General features: G+C 70.1%; 10 protein-coding genes, 5 tRNA genes and 1 pseudogene. 10 read left to right on the top strand and 6 right to left on the bottom strand.

What is annotated here, in order from left to right; all coding sequences use genetic code 11:
* The 5 genes from ACFYW5_RS00770 to ACFYW5_RS00750 form a co-directional block, all read right to left on the bottom strand.
* Positions 1-3210 carry a nitrate- and nitrite sensing domain-containing protein gene (locus ACFYW5_RS00770; RefSeq protein ID WP_389414778.1) on the bottom strand — a complete coding sequence of 1070 codons (3210 nt, stop codon included), beginning with the start codon at positions 3208-3210 and terminating at the stop codon, positions 1-3.
* 379 nt (positions 3211-3589) lie between these two features.
* Complete coding sequence (locus ACFYW5_RS00765; RefSeq protein WP_015657619.1) at positions 3590-4165, bottom strand: ATP/GTP-binding protein; 576 nt, start codon at positions 4163-4165, stop codon at positions 3590-3592.
* Entirely contained in the window at positions 4146-4544 is a 399-nt protein-coding gene (locus ACFYW5_RS00760) for a DUF742 domain-containing protein (protein ID WP_015657618.1), read from the bottom strand. The genes ACFYW5_RS00765 and ACFYW5_RS00760 overlap by 20 nt, the downstream gene beginning before the upstream one ends.
* 111 nt (positions 4545-4655) lie before the next feature.
* Positions 4656-5069, bottom strand: coding sequence for a roadblock/LC7 domain-containing protein (locus ACFYW5_RS00755; protein ID WP_023546525.1), 414 nt, complete (start codon positions 5067-5069; stop codon positions 4656-4658).
* 9 nt (positions 5070-5078) lie between these two features.
* Positions 5079-8747, bottom strand: coding sequence for a nitrate- and nitrite sensing domain-containing protein (locus tag ACFYW5_RS00750; RefSeq protein ID WP_389414777.1), 3669 nt, complete (start codon positions 8745-8747; stop codon positions 5079-5081).
* 571 nt (positions 8748-9318) lie between these two features.
* Between ACFYW5_RS00750 and ACFYW5_RS00745 the strand changes: the two genes are divergently transcribed.
* From ACFYW5_RS00745 to ACFYW5_RS00705, 9 genes and pseudogenes are all read left to right on the top strand, one after another.
* Positions 9319-9507: a hypothetical protein gene (locus ACFYW5_RS00745; RefSeq protein ID WP_389414776.1), complete on the top strand. Its 189-nt coding sequence runs from the start codon at positions 9319-9321 to the stop codon at positions 9505-9507.
* An 80-nt stretch (positions 9508-9587) separates the two neighbouring features.
* Positions 9588-10364 (top strand): fumarylacetoacetate hydrolase family protein, encoded by a 777-nt coding sequence (locus ACFYW5_RS00740; RefSeq protein WP_389414775.1) that lies wholly within the window; start codon positions 9588-9590, stop codon positions 10362-10364.
* Positions 10357-11841, top strand: coding sequence for a glutamate--tRNA ligase (gene gltX / locus ACFYW5_RS00735; protein ID WP_389414774.1), 1485 nt, complete (start codon positions 10357-10359; stop codon positions 11839-11841). The genes ACFYW5_RS00740 and gltX overlap by 8 nt, the downstream gene beginning before the upstream one ends.
* Before the next feature lie 41 nt (positions 11842-11882).
* Positions 11883-12005 (top strand): annotated as a pseudogene (locus ACFYW5_RS00730) (HAD family hydrolase); the annotation flags it as partial.
* A gap of 92 nt (positions 12006-12097) precedes the next feature.
* Positions 12098-12169: transfer RNA gene (locus tag ACFYW5_RS00725), tRNA-Gln, on the top strand.
* Positions 12170-12190: 21 nt separating this feature from the next.
* Positions 12191-12263 (top strand) — tRNA-Glu (locus ACFYW5_RS00720).
* 29 nt (positions 12264-12292) lie between these two features.
* Positions 12293-12365: transfer RNA gene (locus ACFYW5_RS00715), tRNA-Glu, on the top strand.
* A gap of 19 nt (positions 12366-12384) precedes the next feature.
* Positions 12385-12456, top strand: a tRNA-Gln gene (locus ACFYW5_RS00710).
* Positions 12457-12500: 44 nt separating this feature from the next.
* Positions 12501-12573, top strand: a tRNA-Glu gene (locus ACFYW5_RS00705).
* A 151-nt stretch (positions 12574-12724) separates the two neighbouring features.
* On the opposite strand, the gene ndgR is transcribed toward ACFYW5_RS00705, so the two are convergent.
* The gene (gene ndgR / locus ACFYW5_RS00700) at positions 12725-13441 is read right to left on the bottom strand and encodes an IclR family transcriptional regulator NdgR (protein WP_250074667.1); all 717 of its coding nucleotides are present in this window, start codon (positions 13439-13441) and stop codon (positions 12725-12727) included.
* A gap of 195 nt (positions 13442-13636) precedes the next feature.
* On the opposite strand from ndgR, the gene leuC reads away from it, so the two are divergent.
* Positions 13637-15067 carry a 3-isopropylmalate dehydratase large subunit gene (gene leuC / locus ACFYW5_RS00695; RefSeq protein ID WP_389414773.1) on the top strand — a complete coding sequence of 477 codons (1431 nt, stop codon included), beginning with the start codon at positions 13637-13639 and terminating at the stop codon, positions 15065-15067.
* Positions 15068-15069: the final 2 nt, after the last annotated feature.

Raw genomic sequence — 15069 nt, 5'->3', positions numbered from 1 at the left:
CTAACGCTCCTGGTTGTAGGTGCTGTCAGGACCACTGTGCTGATTCCTAGTGGCCTGGCCGTTCGTTTCGCTTCCCGCACTGCGACCCCGCTGGACCCCGCGGCGCAGGTTGCTCAGCCTGCCCCGGACGTCCTCGGGAGCACGGGAGATCTGTGGACCTCCCTGAGGGGTGGTCTCGGCGGCTCCCTCGACCAGGTTGGCCTTGGGCACCCGCCGGGGCAGACCGGAGGAGGTGACTCCGCCCGCCTTGGGCTTGCGGAGCTGCGCCGCCTGCTGCCAGCGATCGTCGTTCGCCGAGCGCCAGCTGTCGTCCTTGGGGTTCTCCGCGGGGGCCGGCGTCTCCTGGCTCACTGGCCGGGCGCCGTTCGAGCCGCTCGCGGGGGATCCGCGGCGCGGAAGCCCGGCGTCGGTCAGCTCGTGGGCGGCGGAGGGGGCCGGTCCCGGACGGTCGAAGCCTACGCGGTCCCGCTCATCTGTGTCAGCGGCCTGCACAGGTTCCGTTTCCGGAGCGTACTGGTCCGGGTAGCTGTTGCGGTAATCGTCCTGCTGCGGCCAGTCGTCCTGGTAGCGCCGCTCCTCGAAGGCCGGGAAGGCCTCCGGGGCCGACTGCTGCGCGGCCGCGGGCTCCTCCCGAGCGGGCTCCGCATAACCGGGGTCGGGGTAGCCGCCGTTGGAGGAGAAGGAGTCGTTCTGCGGCAGGCCGCCGTTGGGCGCGTAGTACTGCGCCTCGTACGACGGCTGCTGCCCCTCGTACGCCGTCTGCGGGTCGTACGCCGACTGCTGCTCGGGGTAGCCGCCGTGGCCGCTCGCGCCGGTGCCGTCGTAGCCCTGCTGCTGGCCGGTGTACTCGTCGTACCCGCCCTCGGGCCCGCTCTGGCCGTGCTCGTCGCCGTTCGACTGGGCCTCCAGGGCCGCCCGGCGCTCCTGGCGCGTCAGGGAGCGGCCGACCGGGTCCAGGTCGCGGATGTCGTCCGGGACCTCGTAGCGGCTGTCGTCGAAGCCGAGTTCGGCCGCCGTGCGCATCGGCTGGCGGTTGAAGTCCTCACCCTGGAAGTTCTGTTCCGGGATGATCTGCGAGACCGTGAACTGGTCCTGCATCGGCGCGTCGCCGCCGCCACCGTGGGTGATCGCGTCGGGCAGCATGACCAGCGAGGTCGTACCGGCCTGCTCGCCGGAGGGGCGCAGCTGGACGCGGATGCCGTGCCGGTCGGACAGCCGGCCGACCACGAACAGGCCCATGCGCTGGGAGATCGCGGCGTCCACGGTCGGCGGGTTGGCCAGCTTGTGGTTGATGTCCGCGAAGTCCTCGGCGGTGAGGCCGATGCCCTTGTCGTGGATCTCGACCATCACACGGCCGTCGGGCAGCCGGGTCGCGGTGACGCGGACCTTGGTCTGCGGGGAGGAGAACGTCGTCGCGTTCTCCAGCAGCTCGGCGAGCAGGTGCACGAGGTCGGTCACGGCGCGGCCGTGGATCTCGGCCTCCGGGACCCCGGACAGCTCGATGCGCTCGTACTGCTCCACCTCGGAGGAGGCGGCACGCAGCACGTCGACCAGCGGGACCGGCTGGTCCCAGCGGCGGCCGGGCTCCTCGCCGGCGAGGACCAGGAGGTTCTCGCCGTTGCGGCGCATACGGGTCGCGAGGTGGTCCAGCTTGAAGAGGTTCTCCAGCTGGTCCGGGTCGGCCTCGTTGTTCTCCAGGTCGGTGATCAGGGTCAACTGGCCCTCGATCAGCGACTGGTTGCGCCGGGACAGGTTGGTGAAGATCGCGTTGATGTTGCCCCGCAGCAGGGCCTGCTCGGCGGCCAGCCGGACCGCCTCCCGGTGGACCTGGTCGAAGGCGCGGGCGACCTCGCCGATCTCGTCGGTGGTGGTGATCGGGATGGCCTGGACCCGGGTGTCGACCCGGCCGGGGTCGGTGCGCGAGAGCTGGTCGACCAGCATCGGCAGCCGCTGCTCGGCGATGTTGAAGGCGGCGTTGCGCAGCTGGCGCATCGCGCGGGACATCTGGCGGGCCACCATGCCGGCCAGGATGAACGCGGCGAGCAGGGCGATCACGACGGCGGCACCCACGATGAAGGCGTCCCGCTTGGCCTCGTCGGCGATCGCCGCGGCCTCGCGCACCGCACTGTCGGCGAGGTCGGACTCGATCTGCCCGTAGGCGTCGTACTTGAGGGTGTTGACCGCCCACCAGTTCTCGGCGGTGACGCCCTTCTCGGCGAGGGCCAGCCGCTCGGCGGGGTCGGTGGTCTTCAGGCCCGCGACGAGCCGCACCATGTCGGTGGGGTCCTCCGGCGGCGGGACGTAGTCCGGGTTCTCGGCCCTGGCCTCCTTGGCCATGGCCGCACCCTTGGCCTTGATGTCCGCCTTGGCGTCGTCCAGCTTCTGCGCGTCCGCCTCGGTACCACCGCCGAGGTACTCCTGGACGGCGATGCCCTCCAGGTAGGCGTAGGAGGTCAGGGCGACCTTCTGGCTGGTGAAGCTGCCGGTGCCGGGGCCGGGGTCGACCAGCATGTGCATACCGATGGAGCGCTGGAGCGACAGGGCGCCCTTGGTCAGCTCGATCGCGTAGACGGTACGGCCGTAGGAGGTGATGTTGCCGGTGCCGAGGCCGAGCTCGTTGGCGAACTCGGTCAGCGGGTGGGCGATGTCGACGTAGCCCTCTTCGGTCTCCACGCCGGGGCGCTTGGTGGTGTACGCCTCCTCGCGCAGGATCGCCAGCTCGGGCTCGACCTTGCGGAACAGCGTCAGACGGCGTTCGAGGCCGGCCTTCGACGGCATGCTCCGGGCCGCCTCGTCGAAGGCGTCGGCGGCGGCGTCCGTCTTCTTGCGGGCCGCGGTGACGACGTCCTTGTCCTGGTTCAGCAGGAGGGGGGCCGCGGTGATGTCGCGCTCGTTGTACAGCGCGTCCGCGTAGTTGAGGGAGGCCCGCACCAGAACGGCGGTGTTCTCCGCGTCCTCGGCCTCCTGCCAGGTGTCGATCGAGCTCTTCACCTGGAAGCCGCCCATGACGAGGCCGACCAGCACGGGTATGAGCAGGATCGCGTTCAGCCGGGTCGGCACCCGCCAGTTGCGCGGGGAGAGCCGGCCGCCGCTCGGAGCGGGGCCGGCCGTCGGCTCCGAACCGGGCACAGGGGCGGGCGCCGCTCCGCGCGGCGGCGGGGTGAAGTTGCCCCGGGCCGACGGCTCGGGACTGTTCTTGCTTCGCCTCACTCGACCAACAACCTCTCGGCGGTCGGCACCTATCGTTGTGCCGCAGTGTCTCAGAGCCCGGTACGTCCTCGGCTGGGGAGTACGTCATTGACTATTGGGCAGTTCAGGCATTCCAGCACGTGGACCAGCGCAGTTCCAAACAGTGGAGAGCGCTGGTTTCACGTGACACGAGCCCCAGATAAAACGGTCATAAAGAGCGAGCCCCGCCAAAAGGCGGGGCCTACGTGAGCGCAGTGAGACCGGTTGACCGCGACGCGTGGCGGTACCACCCGATTCCTCTGCCGAAACGTTATGAACACCGGAGCCGACCGTGTCAAAGGCCACAGCCGACTCCGGGACATCTACGACAACTGCCGTACGCGACCGATCACTTGATCCACTACCGCAGGCGGGCCATCAGGGCGTGCTCGACCAGGGTGATCAGCGCACTCTTGGCATCCGAGCGGTGCCGGGCGTCCGTCGTGATGATCGGGGTGTCGGGCCCGATCTGCAGGGCCTCGCGCACCTCCTCGGGAGCATACGGCTGGTGCCCGTCGAAGCCGTTGAGGGCCACGACGAAGGGCAGTCCGCTGTTCTCGAAGTAGTCGACCGCCGGGAAGCAGTCGGCCAGGCGCCGGGTGTCGACCAGCACGACGGCGCCGATCGCGCCGCGCACCAGGTCGTCCCACATGAACCAGAAGCGGTCCTGGCCGGGGGTGCCGAACAGGTACAGGATCAGGTCCTGGTCGAGCGTGATGCGGCCGAAGTCCATGGCGACCGTGGTGGTCGTCTTGTCCCCGGTGTGGGTGAGGTCGTCGATGCCCGCGCTCGCGGACGTCATCACGGCCTCCGTGCGCAGCGGGTTGATCTCGGAGACGGCGCCGACGAACGTCGTCTTGCCGACGCCGAAGCCGCCCGCCACCACGATCTTCGCGGAGGTGGTCGCCCGGCCTCCGTCAGAGCTTGCGAAGTCCACTGAGCACCCTTTCGAGCAGTGTCACGTCCGGTGCACCGCCGTTGTTCTCGTCGCCACCCGGCTGGTGGATGGCGACCAGCCCGGCCTCCGCGAGGTCCGCGACGAGGATCCGGGCCACACCGAGAGGCATCGACAGCAGCGCCGAGACTTCGGCGACCGACTTGACCTCTCGGCACAGATGGCAGATGCGCTGGTGCTCCGGGAGCAGCCCCATGAGCGCTGCCGGGTCGGCCGTGGTGCTGATCAGGGCCTCGATGGCCAACTGGTAGCGCGGCCGGGTCCGGCCGCCGGTCATCGCGTACGGACGTACCAGCGGCTGGTCGCCCTCATCCTCGTACGGCTCCGCGTACGGATCATGAGAGGCGTTGGGCGGGGTCATGAATCCTCCGGGCGGGACAGCAAGTTGGTCAGTCGTGCCGTCTGACGGGGCCGGTGGGGGGACTGTGGCGGCCTGACGGTGATTTGGTGAGGCGGGTGGATCCGAGATCGGTCAGTGGAGCAGACTGCCTTGCAGCTCGGCACGCAGGTCGGGCGTGAGCACCGCGCCCGCACGGTCGACCAGCAACGCCATCTCGTAGCCGACGAGGCCGATGTCGCACTCGGGGTGCGCGAGCACGGCGAGCGACGAGCCGTCGGAGACGGACATCAGGAAGAGGAATCCTCTCTCCATCTCCACGACCGTCTGCGCGACGGTGCCGCCCTCGAAGATCCGGGAGGCACCCGCCGTGAGCGAGGTGAGTCCGGACGCCACGGCCGCCAGCTGGTCGGCACGGTCGCGCGGGAATCCCTCCGACATCGCCAGCAGGAGGCCGTCGGCGGACACGACGACGGTGTGGGACACCCCTGGGGTGTTGTCCACAAAGTTGGTGATCAACCAGTTCAGATTCTGTGCCGCCTGGCTCATCGGGCTCAACTAACGCTCCTGCTGGTGAGTGGGGCTCGGGAAGCTTCCGGTCTGGCCGTTGCCGGCCTGTCGACCTTGTGCGATGCCCCGACGAAGATTGGTCAGCCGCCCGCGCACGTCATCAGGCGCACGCGAGACCTGCGGACCGGTTTGGTGCTGTTGCTGCTGAGCCGTGCCCGGGACGAGGTTCGCCCTGGGCACCCGGCGCGGAAGGCCGGAGGTGGTGACACCGCCCGCGGCCGGCTGCCGGACGCGTTCTGCCTGCCGTACGAGATCGTCGTTCGGCGAGCTGCGCCAGGAACCGGTGTTGGCGGAACGCTGGGGAGCCGGGGCCGGAGCCTGCGGCGCCTGAGCCGGAGCGGGAGCAGCGCCGTTGGGCTGCTGGCCCGGTCCCGGCTGGCCCTGGTCCGGCTGGCCCTGCTGGCCGCGGAACCAGTTGGTCTCCAGCGTGTCGTACAGCGGCGTACGCCCGTCGCCCGGACCAGCCGGGGGCAGGGCCTCGGGCTCGGGACGGTTCGGCCGCTGCTGCGGACGCTGTGGGGCCGGCGGGCGCGGGGTGCCGAAGTCGGCCGGCCCGCCCTGCTGAGGCCGTTCGTACTGACCCGTGGTGGACGGGTTCTGCCGGCCGGGCAGCTGGTGCTGTCCGGTCGAGCCGTTGTCGTAGCCCTGCGGGGCCGGGAACTGCCCCGTGGACTGCCCGCCGCCCGTGCCGTAGACGTCCGGGCGGACGAACTCGCCCGTGTGCTGGCCCTGCGGGGCGTCGGGACGCTGGAACTGGCCCGTGTTCTGCGGGGCCTCGTAGGAGCCGAAGTCCGCCGGTCCCGCGGGGGCCTGACGGCCGTCACCGCGCGGGATCGCCGGCATCTGCGTGGTCGCACCCGGGCCCTGCCGGTCGTCGATCCGCGGCATCCGGGAGGTCTGCGCCGGGTCCTGCTCGTCGTGTCCGCGCGGGGTGTCCAGCGAGGCGCGCGGCACCGGCGGCTGGGCGTTGTCGTCGCTCCAGCTCGGCGTACGCGGCTGCGAGGCGCCGGCGCCCGGCAGCTCGGCCCGCGGGCCACCACGGCCGCCGGGCAGCTGCGGCCGACGGCCACGCCGGCCGCCACCGCTCTTCTCGGCACCCGGGTTGGGGGCCTGCTGCGGGGCGGCGGAGGCGGGGCGGCCGCCACCGAAGGCGTCCTGGGTCTGCGGGGCGCCGGGGCCCTGGGCCTGAAGGCCCTGCGGGACGCCGGGCGCCTGGCCGAAGTGTGCGGGGGCCGGGGGAGCCTGGCGGCTCGGGGGTCCGGCCGGGGCCTGGGGCGCGCTCTGGCCCTGCGGTCCACGCGGGGCGTTGGGACGGCCGCCCGAGTCACGGCCGGGCAGCGCGGCGCGCGGTCCCTGACCGGCACCGAGCAGACCACCGGAGGGCGCACCGGCGCCGAGGGCACCGCCGCCCTGGCCGGCCGAGCGGCGTGCGGCGGCCGCACCGGCGGCGGCCTGCGCGGCGGCGGGACCGCCGGAGGGGACACCCTGGCCGGGCTTGCCCGGAACGGGCTTCTTGCCGCCCTGGGCGACATCGACGGGGAGCATGACCAGCGCGGTCGTACCGCCGGAGTCCGACGGGCGCAGCTGGATGCGGATGCCGTGGCGCTGCGAGAGCCGGCCGACCACGAACAGACCCATGCGCCGGGAGACCGACACGTCCACGGTGGGCGGCGAGGCGAGCCGCTCGTTGATCGCGGCGAGGTCCTCGGGGGAGAGGCCGATACCGGTGTCGTGGATCTCGATCAGTACGCGGCCGTCGGGCAGCGCGTGACCGGTGACCTTGACCTTGGTCTGCGGGGAGGAGAACGAGGTGGCGTTCTCCAGCAGCTCGGCGAGCAGGTGGACGAGGTCGTTGACGACCCGGCCGGCCACTTCGGTGGTGGGCACGGAGGACAGCTCGATGCGCTCGTACTGCTCCACCTCGGAGGCGGCGGCGCGGAGCACGTCGACCAGCGGGACCGGGCGGGTCCAGCGGCGGCCGGGCTCTTCACCGGCGAGCACGAGGAGGTTCTCGCCGTTACGGCGCATGCGGGTCGCGAGGTGGTCGAGCTTGAACAGCGAGGACAGCTGGTCCGGGTCGGCCTCGCGGGACTCCAGTTCGGAGATGAGCGACAGCTGACGCTGGATGAGGCCCTGGGAGCGGCGCGAGAGGTTGGTGAACATCGCGTTGACGTTGCCCCGCAGCAGCGCCTGCTCGGCGGCGAGGCGGACCGCCTCGCGGTGCACGTCGTCGAAGGCCGCGGCCACTTTGCCGATCTCGTCCCGGGAGTGCACACCGACCGACTCCACGGAGGTGTCCACGTCCTGCGGGTCGGTCTCGGACAGCTGCTTGACCAGCTCGGGCAGGCGGTCCGAGGCGACCCGGGTGGCGGTCTCCTCCAGCCGGCGCAGCGAGCGGATCATGGAGCGGGCCACCACGAAGGCGCCGACCAGCGACACACCGAGCACCAGCAGGATCAGCGCACCGGAGATGATCGCGTCGCGCTCCGACTCGTTGCGCAGCTCGCGGGCCTTCTGCTCCATCTGCTCCAGCAGCGTGCGCTCGATGTTGCCCATCTGCTCGATCTTGATCGAGCTGTCGTCCACCCAGTCCTTGTACGAGCGCCGGTCCACCGTGGCCAGACCACTGGTGATGGCGCGGTCGCCGTAGGTGTCGGTGGCCTGGATCGTGGAGTTGCCCTCCTCGACCGGCTTGAGCAGCTCGGCGGCGTCCTCACCGCCGTAGATGGCCTTGAAGCTGGCGAGTTCGGAGGTCTGGCTGGCCAGCGCCGACTGGGCGTAGAGCCGGTCGTTGTCCGAGAGGTTGCCGGTGGACTTGGTGTTCACCGGCAGGGCCGCGGCGAGCACCGCGCGCTGGATGGAGGCGTACTCCTTGGCGGAGGAGAAGGCCGCGAGCGCGCGGGTGCGCTGGATCATGTCGGGGTTGCTGGTCGCCTCGGCCATGTCCTGGGAGAGGTCCAGCAGGTGCTCGATCAGCCGGTGGTAGGCCTCGACCGTCTGCGTGGAGTTGTCCTCGGCCTGGTAGGCGTCCTTGCGGATGCTGCTCAGGGTGCGCAGGTCGCGGACCACGCCGACGAGGGTGTCGTGGACGCCCTGGAGGGTGCCGTCCTCGCTGGAGGTGTCGACCTCCTCGGCGGACTCGATGAAGTTCTCGCGCAGCCGGTCGGTCTTGTCGGTGTAGCCCTTGACCGTGTAGCCGGTGGCCTTCTCGCCGTGCGCCAGGGGACCGGCGGACTGGTCGCGCTCCTCCTGGAGCGCGGCGGCCAGCTCGGTGGCCTGCTTGGTCATGTCGGTCAGCAGCTTCATGTTGTCGAGCTGCTGCATGTCGTCCATGGAGTCGCTGATACGCAGGGCGCCCAGCGAGGTGGCCGCGACCACCGGGAGGGCGAGCAGCGACACCAGACGCGTGGAGATACGCCAGTTGCGCAGGGCTATTCGCGGGCCGGGGTTGGTCGAGCTCTTCGGCGGCTTGACCGGCGCGGTGGCCGGGCCCGAGGAAGCCGGTCCGCCGGGTGCGCCGGGGCGACCCGAGCCGTCACCGGCCGGGCCCGGGTTCTGGGCGTGCTGGGGCGAGGGACTGCCGGCATTGGGGCCAGTCCCGCCGTGCAGCTCCGGCTCCGCCGAAGCACTGCCATCCCTCTTGAAACGTCCCTGCACTAGCGTCGCAACCTCTGGACCAGGCGCCCCTCCGCGTGAACGGAAGGACGGTGTCGGCGTCGTAGGGGGCGTCCTGAATTACGTCCCCTGGTGGTCGTGAGACCGGCGCTGGCTCCCCCTTCCACCGCCGCTCGGCGCTGCGTAGCGCCCCTGCGCGCCGGTTCGATCCTGCGGCGGTCCGTGGAATTCCAGCACAGTGCAGGATCTCCAACAAGGGCCGTGAGCCGAGCCGTGACCTAGGTGACACCTTGTGAGTAGGGGGTCACCGGTCGTAGAAAGTGATCCACCCCAAAACGGACTTACAAGAGCGAGTCGTCAGGGGGGTGGGGGTGTCCCAGTCGCCATGATCAGGAGCGGAATGATGGGTTCAGGGGGGCAATGTCCGTTTCGTTGGGGTGGGGTGTGGGCCTGATTTGACCGGTTTGGGAATGAACTCGTGAGCAAACTCACACGGAGATCATGGAGTCTTCACGGCTTCCCCGGGGAATCGCGTGTTTAGCCTGACGCTTTACAGGGCGGCGCAAACTGCCAACTCTCCGACCACCGCACACGACAAGGGTTACGTAGAACCGTGAAGACGACGACGATGATCCGCACGATAGCCAACCCGCGGCGCACCACGCTGGCCCACCTCGAGGGCGCCGGCGACCTGCTGACCATGGAGCGGCCGGAGCACTCCGTCGACCTTCCGGCCCAGACGGCCAACCCCCGCCGCACGATCCTGGACGAGGCGCCCGTCGCCGCCACCGCCGCGGAGTAATACCGCGAGGTGCGGGCCCCTGGCCACGTTAGCCTGGAGCGTCAGACTCCAGCCGCTTAACCCAAGGGGCCAAGCATCCCGTGCGCATCGCCAGATTCTCCATCGACGGGAACGTCGCCTTCGGCGTGGTCGAAGGCGACAAGCCTGACGAACTCGTCCTCGACATCATCAAGGGCATCCCGTTCGCGGAATTCGAGCTCTCCGGCACCAAGGTCCCGCTGAGCAAGGTCCGGCTGCTGCCCCCGGTGCTCCCCAACAAGGTCGTGGCCTTCGGCCGCAACTACGCCGAGCACGCGAAGGAACTGGGCAACGAGGTCCCGGACGCGCCCTTCGCCTTCTTCAAGCCGTCGACCTCCGTGATCGGCCCCGGCGACGACATCCAGTACCCCTCCTTCTCACAGGAGCTGCACCACGAGGCCGAGCTGGCCGTGGTCATCGGCCGGATGTGCCGCGAGGTCCCGCGCGAGCGCGTCAAGGACGTCATCCTCGGTTACACCTGCGCCAACGACATCACCGCGCGTGACGTGCAGAAGCGTGAGAAGCAGTGGGCCCGGGCCAAGGGCTTCGACACCTCCTGCCCGCTGGGTCCCTGGGTGGAGACGGACCTGGACCCCTCCGACCTGACCGTCCAGCTCACGGTCAACGGCGGGCAGCGGCAGCTCGGCCGCACCAGCGAGATGATCCACTCCATCGAGGATCTGATCGTCAACATCACCGAGGCCATGACGCTGCTCCCCGGCGACGTGATCCTCACGGGCACCCCCGCGGGGGTCGGCCCCCTGGCTGTCGGCGACGAGGTCTCCGTCAGCATCGAAGGCATCGGCACTCTCACCAACAAGGTTGTCAAGCGTGGCTAGCGCATCCGCCCCAGCAGTCCGTGTCCGTTTCTGCCCGTCGCCCACCGGCAACCCCCATGTGGGCCTGGTCCGCACCGCCCTGTTCAACTGGGCGTTCGCCAAGCACCACGGCGGCACCCTGGTCTTCCGCATCGAGGACACCGACGCGGCCCGCGACTCGGAGGAGTCGTACGACCAGCTGCTGGACTCGATGCGCTGGCTCGGCTTCGACTGGGACGAGGGCCCCGAGATCGGCGGCCCGCACGCGCCGTACCGCCAGTCGCAGCGCATGGACCTCTACCGGGACGTCGCGCAGAAGCTCCTGGACGGCGGCCACGCCTACCACTGCTACTGCTCCCAGGAGGAGCTGGACAGCCGCCGCGAGGCCGCCCGCGCGGCCGGCAAGCCCTCCGGCTACGACGGCCACTGCCGTGAGCTGAGCGCCCAGCAGGTCGCCGAGTACCAGGCCCAGGGCCGCGCCCCGATCGTCCGCTTCCGGATGCCCGACGAGACGATCACCTTCACCGACCTGGTCCGCGGCGAACTGACCTTCACCCCGGAGAACGTCCCCGACTACGGCATCGTCCGCGCCAACGGCGCCCCGCTGTACACCCTGGTGAACCCGGTCGACGACGCCCTGATGGAGATCACCCACGTGCTGCGCGGCGAGGACCTGCTGTCCTCGACGCCCCGTCAGATCGCCCTGTACAAGGCGCTGATGGAGCTCGGCATCGCGAAGCGGATCCCCGACTTCGGTCACCTGCCGTACGTCATGGGCGAGGGCAACAAGAAGCTCTCCAAGCGCGACCCGCAGTCGAGCCTGAACCTCTACCGGGAGCGCGGCTTCCTGCCCGAGGGGCTGCTCAACTACCTCTCCCTGCTCGGCTGGTCGCTCTCGGCCGACCAGGACATCTTCACGATGGACGAGATGGTCGCGGCCTTCGAGATCACGGACGTGAACCCCAATCCGGCCCGCTTCGACCTGAAGAAGTGCGAGTCGATCAACGGCGACCACATCCGCATGCTCGATGTGAAGGACTTCACCGAGCGCTGCGCCCCCTGGCTGAAGGCCCCCTTCGCCCCCTGGGCGCCGGAGGACTTCGACGAGGCCAAGTGGGCGGCGGTCGCCCCGCACGCGCAGACCCGCCTGAAGGTCCTGTCGGAGATCACCGACAACGTCGACTTCCTCTTCCTGCCCGAGCCGGTCTACGACGAGGCGAGCTGGACGAAGGCGATGAAGGAGGGCTCGGACGCCCTGCTGGTCACCGCCCGCGAGAAGCTCCAGGCGGCGGACTGGACCTCCCCGGAGTCCCTGAAGGAGGCCGTCCTGACGGCCGGCGAGGCCCACGGCCTGAAGCTCGGCAAGGCCCAGGCCCCGGTCCGGGTGGCCGTCACCGGCCGCACCGTCGGCCTGCCGCTCTTCGAGTCCCTGGAGATCCTCGGCAAGGAGAAGACGCTGGCCCGCATCGACGCGGCGCTGGCGAGGCTCGCCGCGTGAGCTGACCCACAGCCGAGGGGCGGCACCCGGGACTCCGGGTGCCGCCCCTCGGCGTTCGCCGCGCCGATCAGGGGCCCGGTGGCGCGGTCCGGGCCCCGTCGGCCGAACTCCCGGTGATCCTCGGCGCCGATACCCGTTTTGGAGCCCCGTCCACCTTCGGGTAATGTTCTTCCTGCGCCGCCGAGGAGCGGGCCGAAAGGCCGGTAACCGGAGGGCGCAAGCTAGAACAAAATCCCCTCAGGGGCTTGCGTTCCAGTGGCCTATGGTGTAATTGGCAGCACGACTGATTCTGGTTCAGTTAGTCTTGGTTCGAGTCCAGGTAGGCCAGCTCGCAGAGCTTATCTGCAAAGCCCCCGTTGTGTAGCGGCCTAGCACGCTGCCCTCTCAAGGCAGTAGCGCCGGTTCGAATCCGGTCGGGGGTACGGTGATCTCCTTCGAGACGATCGCTAGGGCCCCCGTTGTGTAGCGGCCTAGCACGCCGCCCTCTCAAGGCGGTAGCGCCGGTTCGAATCCGGTCGGGGGTACTGCTGGTCTAAACCACATTGGTCTATGGTGTAATTGGCAGCACGACTGATTCTGGTTCAGTTAGTCTTGGTTCGAGTCCAGGTAGACCAGCTCGGACCTGCGGCGGTGCAGTATCAAAAGCCTGCAGGATCCACGCCCCCGTTGTGTAGCGGCCTAGCACGCCGCCCTCTCAAGGCGGTAGCGCCGGTTCGAATCCGGTCGGGGGTACAGAAGGAAGGGCTCTCCACTTCGGTGGAGGGCCCTTCGCATGCTCCTGGCACCGCCATGAACTCCATGTCCGGCACGGGTACTTCGGATCTACGGGAGGGTCTGCCGCGGCGTTGGGACGGACCCTCCCCACTGTGGTGCCCGGGACGTGTCAGCCGGTGCGGCGCAGGGCCTCGGAGAGGCGGGCGGCGGCGTCGATGACCGCCTGGGCGTGCATCCGGCCCGGGTGGCGGGTCAGGCGCTCGATGGGGCCGGAGACCGAGACGGCGGCCACCACACGGTTGGAGGGGCCGCGCACCGGCGCGGACACGGACGCGACGCCCGGCTCGCGCTCGCCGATCGACTGGGCCCAGCCGCGGCGCCGTACGCCCGACAGGGCCGTCGCCGTGAAGCGGGCGCCCTGCAGGCCCCGGTGCAGGCGCTCCGGCTCCTCCCAGGCCATGAGGATCTGCGCGGAGGAGCCCGCCTTCATCGTGAGCGTCGAGCCGACCGGGACCGTGTCCCGGAGTCCGGACAGGCGCTCCGCCGCGGCGACGCAGATGCGCATGTCGCCCTGGCGGCGGTAGAGCTGCGCGCTCTCGCCCGTGACGTCACGCAGGTGCGTGAGCACCGGGCCCGCGGTGGCGAGGAGACGGTCCTCACCCGCGGCCGCGGCCAGCTCCGCCATGCGCGGGCCGAGAATGAAACGGCCCTGCATGTCGCGCGCCACCATGCGGTGGTGTTCCAGCGCCACGGCCAGCCGGTGGGCCGTGGGTCGTGCCAACCCGGTCGCCGCCACCAGACCCGCGAGGGTGGCCGGACCGGACTCCAGGGCGCTCAGGACAAGGGCTGCCTTGTCCAGCACGCCGACGCCGCTACTGTTGTCCATGCAACGATACTCGCGTCTCACTCTGTGAAACGCAAGTTCAATTTTCCGTGGAACACGCCACTCTGGATGACACGAAGGCACAGCGGCCCGCAGACCGACGGGCCCGGCGGCGGACGCCCGGACACAGGGGCGCGGGCGCCGCTTCCACAGATCTCTAGTTGGGTCGGCGCACCTTTGCCGGCCGGAGGGAAAGCGATGGGTAGGACACTCGCGGAGAAGGTCTGGGACGACCATGTCGTCCGGCGCGCCGAGGGCGAGCCCGACCTCCTCTTCATCGATCTGCACCTGCTGCACGAGGTGACCAGCCCGCAGGCCTTCGACGGCCTCCGCAAGAGCGGTCGCCGGGTCCGCCGGCTCGACCTGACCATCGCCACCGAGGACCACAACACCCCCACCCTCGACATCGACAAGCCCATCGCCGATCCGGTCTCCCGGATCCAGCTGGAGACGCTGCGCAAGAACGCCGCCGACTTCGGGGTGCGGCTGCACCCGCTGGGCGACGTCGAGCAGGGCGTGGTGCACGTCGTCGGCCCGCAGCTGGGCCTGACCCAGCCCGGCATGACCGTGGTCTGCGGCGACTCCCACACCTCCACGCACGGCGCCTTCGGCGGCCTGGCGTTCGGCATCGGCACCTCCCAGGTGGAGCATGTGCTGGCCACCCAGACGCTGCCCCTCGTCCGCCCCAAGACCATGGCCATCACGGTCAACGGCGAGCTGCCCGACGGCGTCACCGCCAAGGACCTGATCCTGGCGATCATCGCGAAGATCGGCACCGGCGGCGGCCAGGGCTATGTCCTGGAGTACCGCGGCCCCGCCATCGAGAAACTGTCGATGGAAGCCCGGATGACCATCTGCAACATGTCGATCGAGGCCGGCGCCCGCGCGGGCATGATCGCCCCTGACCAGACCACCTTCGACTACCTCGAGGGCCGTCCGCACGCCCCCAAGGGCGAGGACTGGGACGCGGCCGTCGCGTACTGGAAGACGCTGCGCACGGACGACGACGCCGAGTTCGACGCCGAGGTCGTCATCGAGGCCGCCGAACTGTCGCCGTTCGTCACCTGGGGCACCAACCCGGGCCAGGGCGCGCCGCTTTCGGCGAACGTCCCCGATCCCGCTTCGTACGAAGACGCTTCGGAGCGCCTCGCCGCCGAAAAGGCCCTGGAATACATGGGGTTGGAGGCCGGACAGCCGCTGAACTCCATCAAGGTGGACACCGTCTTCGTAGGCTCCTGCACCAACGGCCGCATCGAGGACCTGCGCGCCGCCGCGGAACTCGTGAAGGGCCGCAAAGTCGCCGACGGCGTACGGATGCTGGTCGTCCCCGGCTCCGCGCGGGTCGGTCTGCAGGCCGTCTCCGAGGGCCTGGACGTCGTTTTCAAGGAGGCCGGCGCCGAATGGCGGCACGCGGGCTGCTCGATGTGTCTGGGCATGAACCCCGACCAGCTGGCCCCCGGCGAGCGCTCCGCGTCCACCTCCAACCGCAACTTCGAGGGCAGGCAGGGCAAGGGCGGCCGTACGCACCTGGTGTCGCCGCAGGTCGCCGCCGCGACCGCCGTGCTGGGCCACCTGGCCTCCCCGGCCGACCTGTCCGACGCCGAGACCCGTACGCCCGCTGGAGTCTGAGA

The sequence above is a fragment of the Streptomyces sp. NPDC002779 genome (genome assembly GCF_042888685.1).
In the GTDB taxonomy this organism is placed as follows: Bacteria; Actinomycetota; Actinomycetes; order Streptomycetales; family Streptomycetaceae; genus Streptomyces.
The sequence above is the reverse complement of the archived record's forward strand: the minus strand, read 5'-3'. Positions and strand labels throughout refer to the sequence as shown.

Coding starts and splice junctions, on each gene's coding strand:
- ACFYW5_RS00760 (WP_015657618.1), bottom strand. CDS start 4,544: ATGACCCCGCCCAACGCCTCTCATGATCCGTACGCGGAGCCGTACGAG.
- ACFYW5_RS00755 (WP_023546525.1), bottom strand. CDS start 5,069: ATGAGCCAGGCGGCACAGAATCTGAACTGGTTGATCACCAACTTTGTG.
- ndgR (WP_250074667.1), bottom strand. CDS start 13,441: ATGGACAACAGTAGCGGCGTCGGCGTGCTGGACAAGGCAGCCCTTGTC.
- leuC (WP_389414773.1), top strand. CDS start 13,637: ATGGGTAGGACACTCGCGGAGAAGGTCTGGGACGACCATGTCGTCCGG.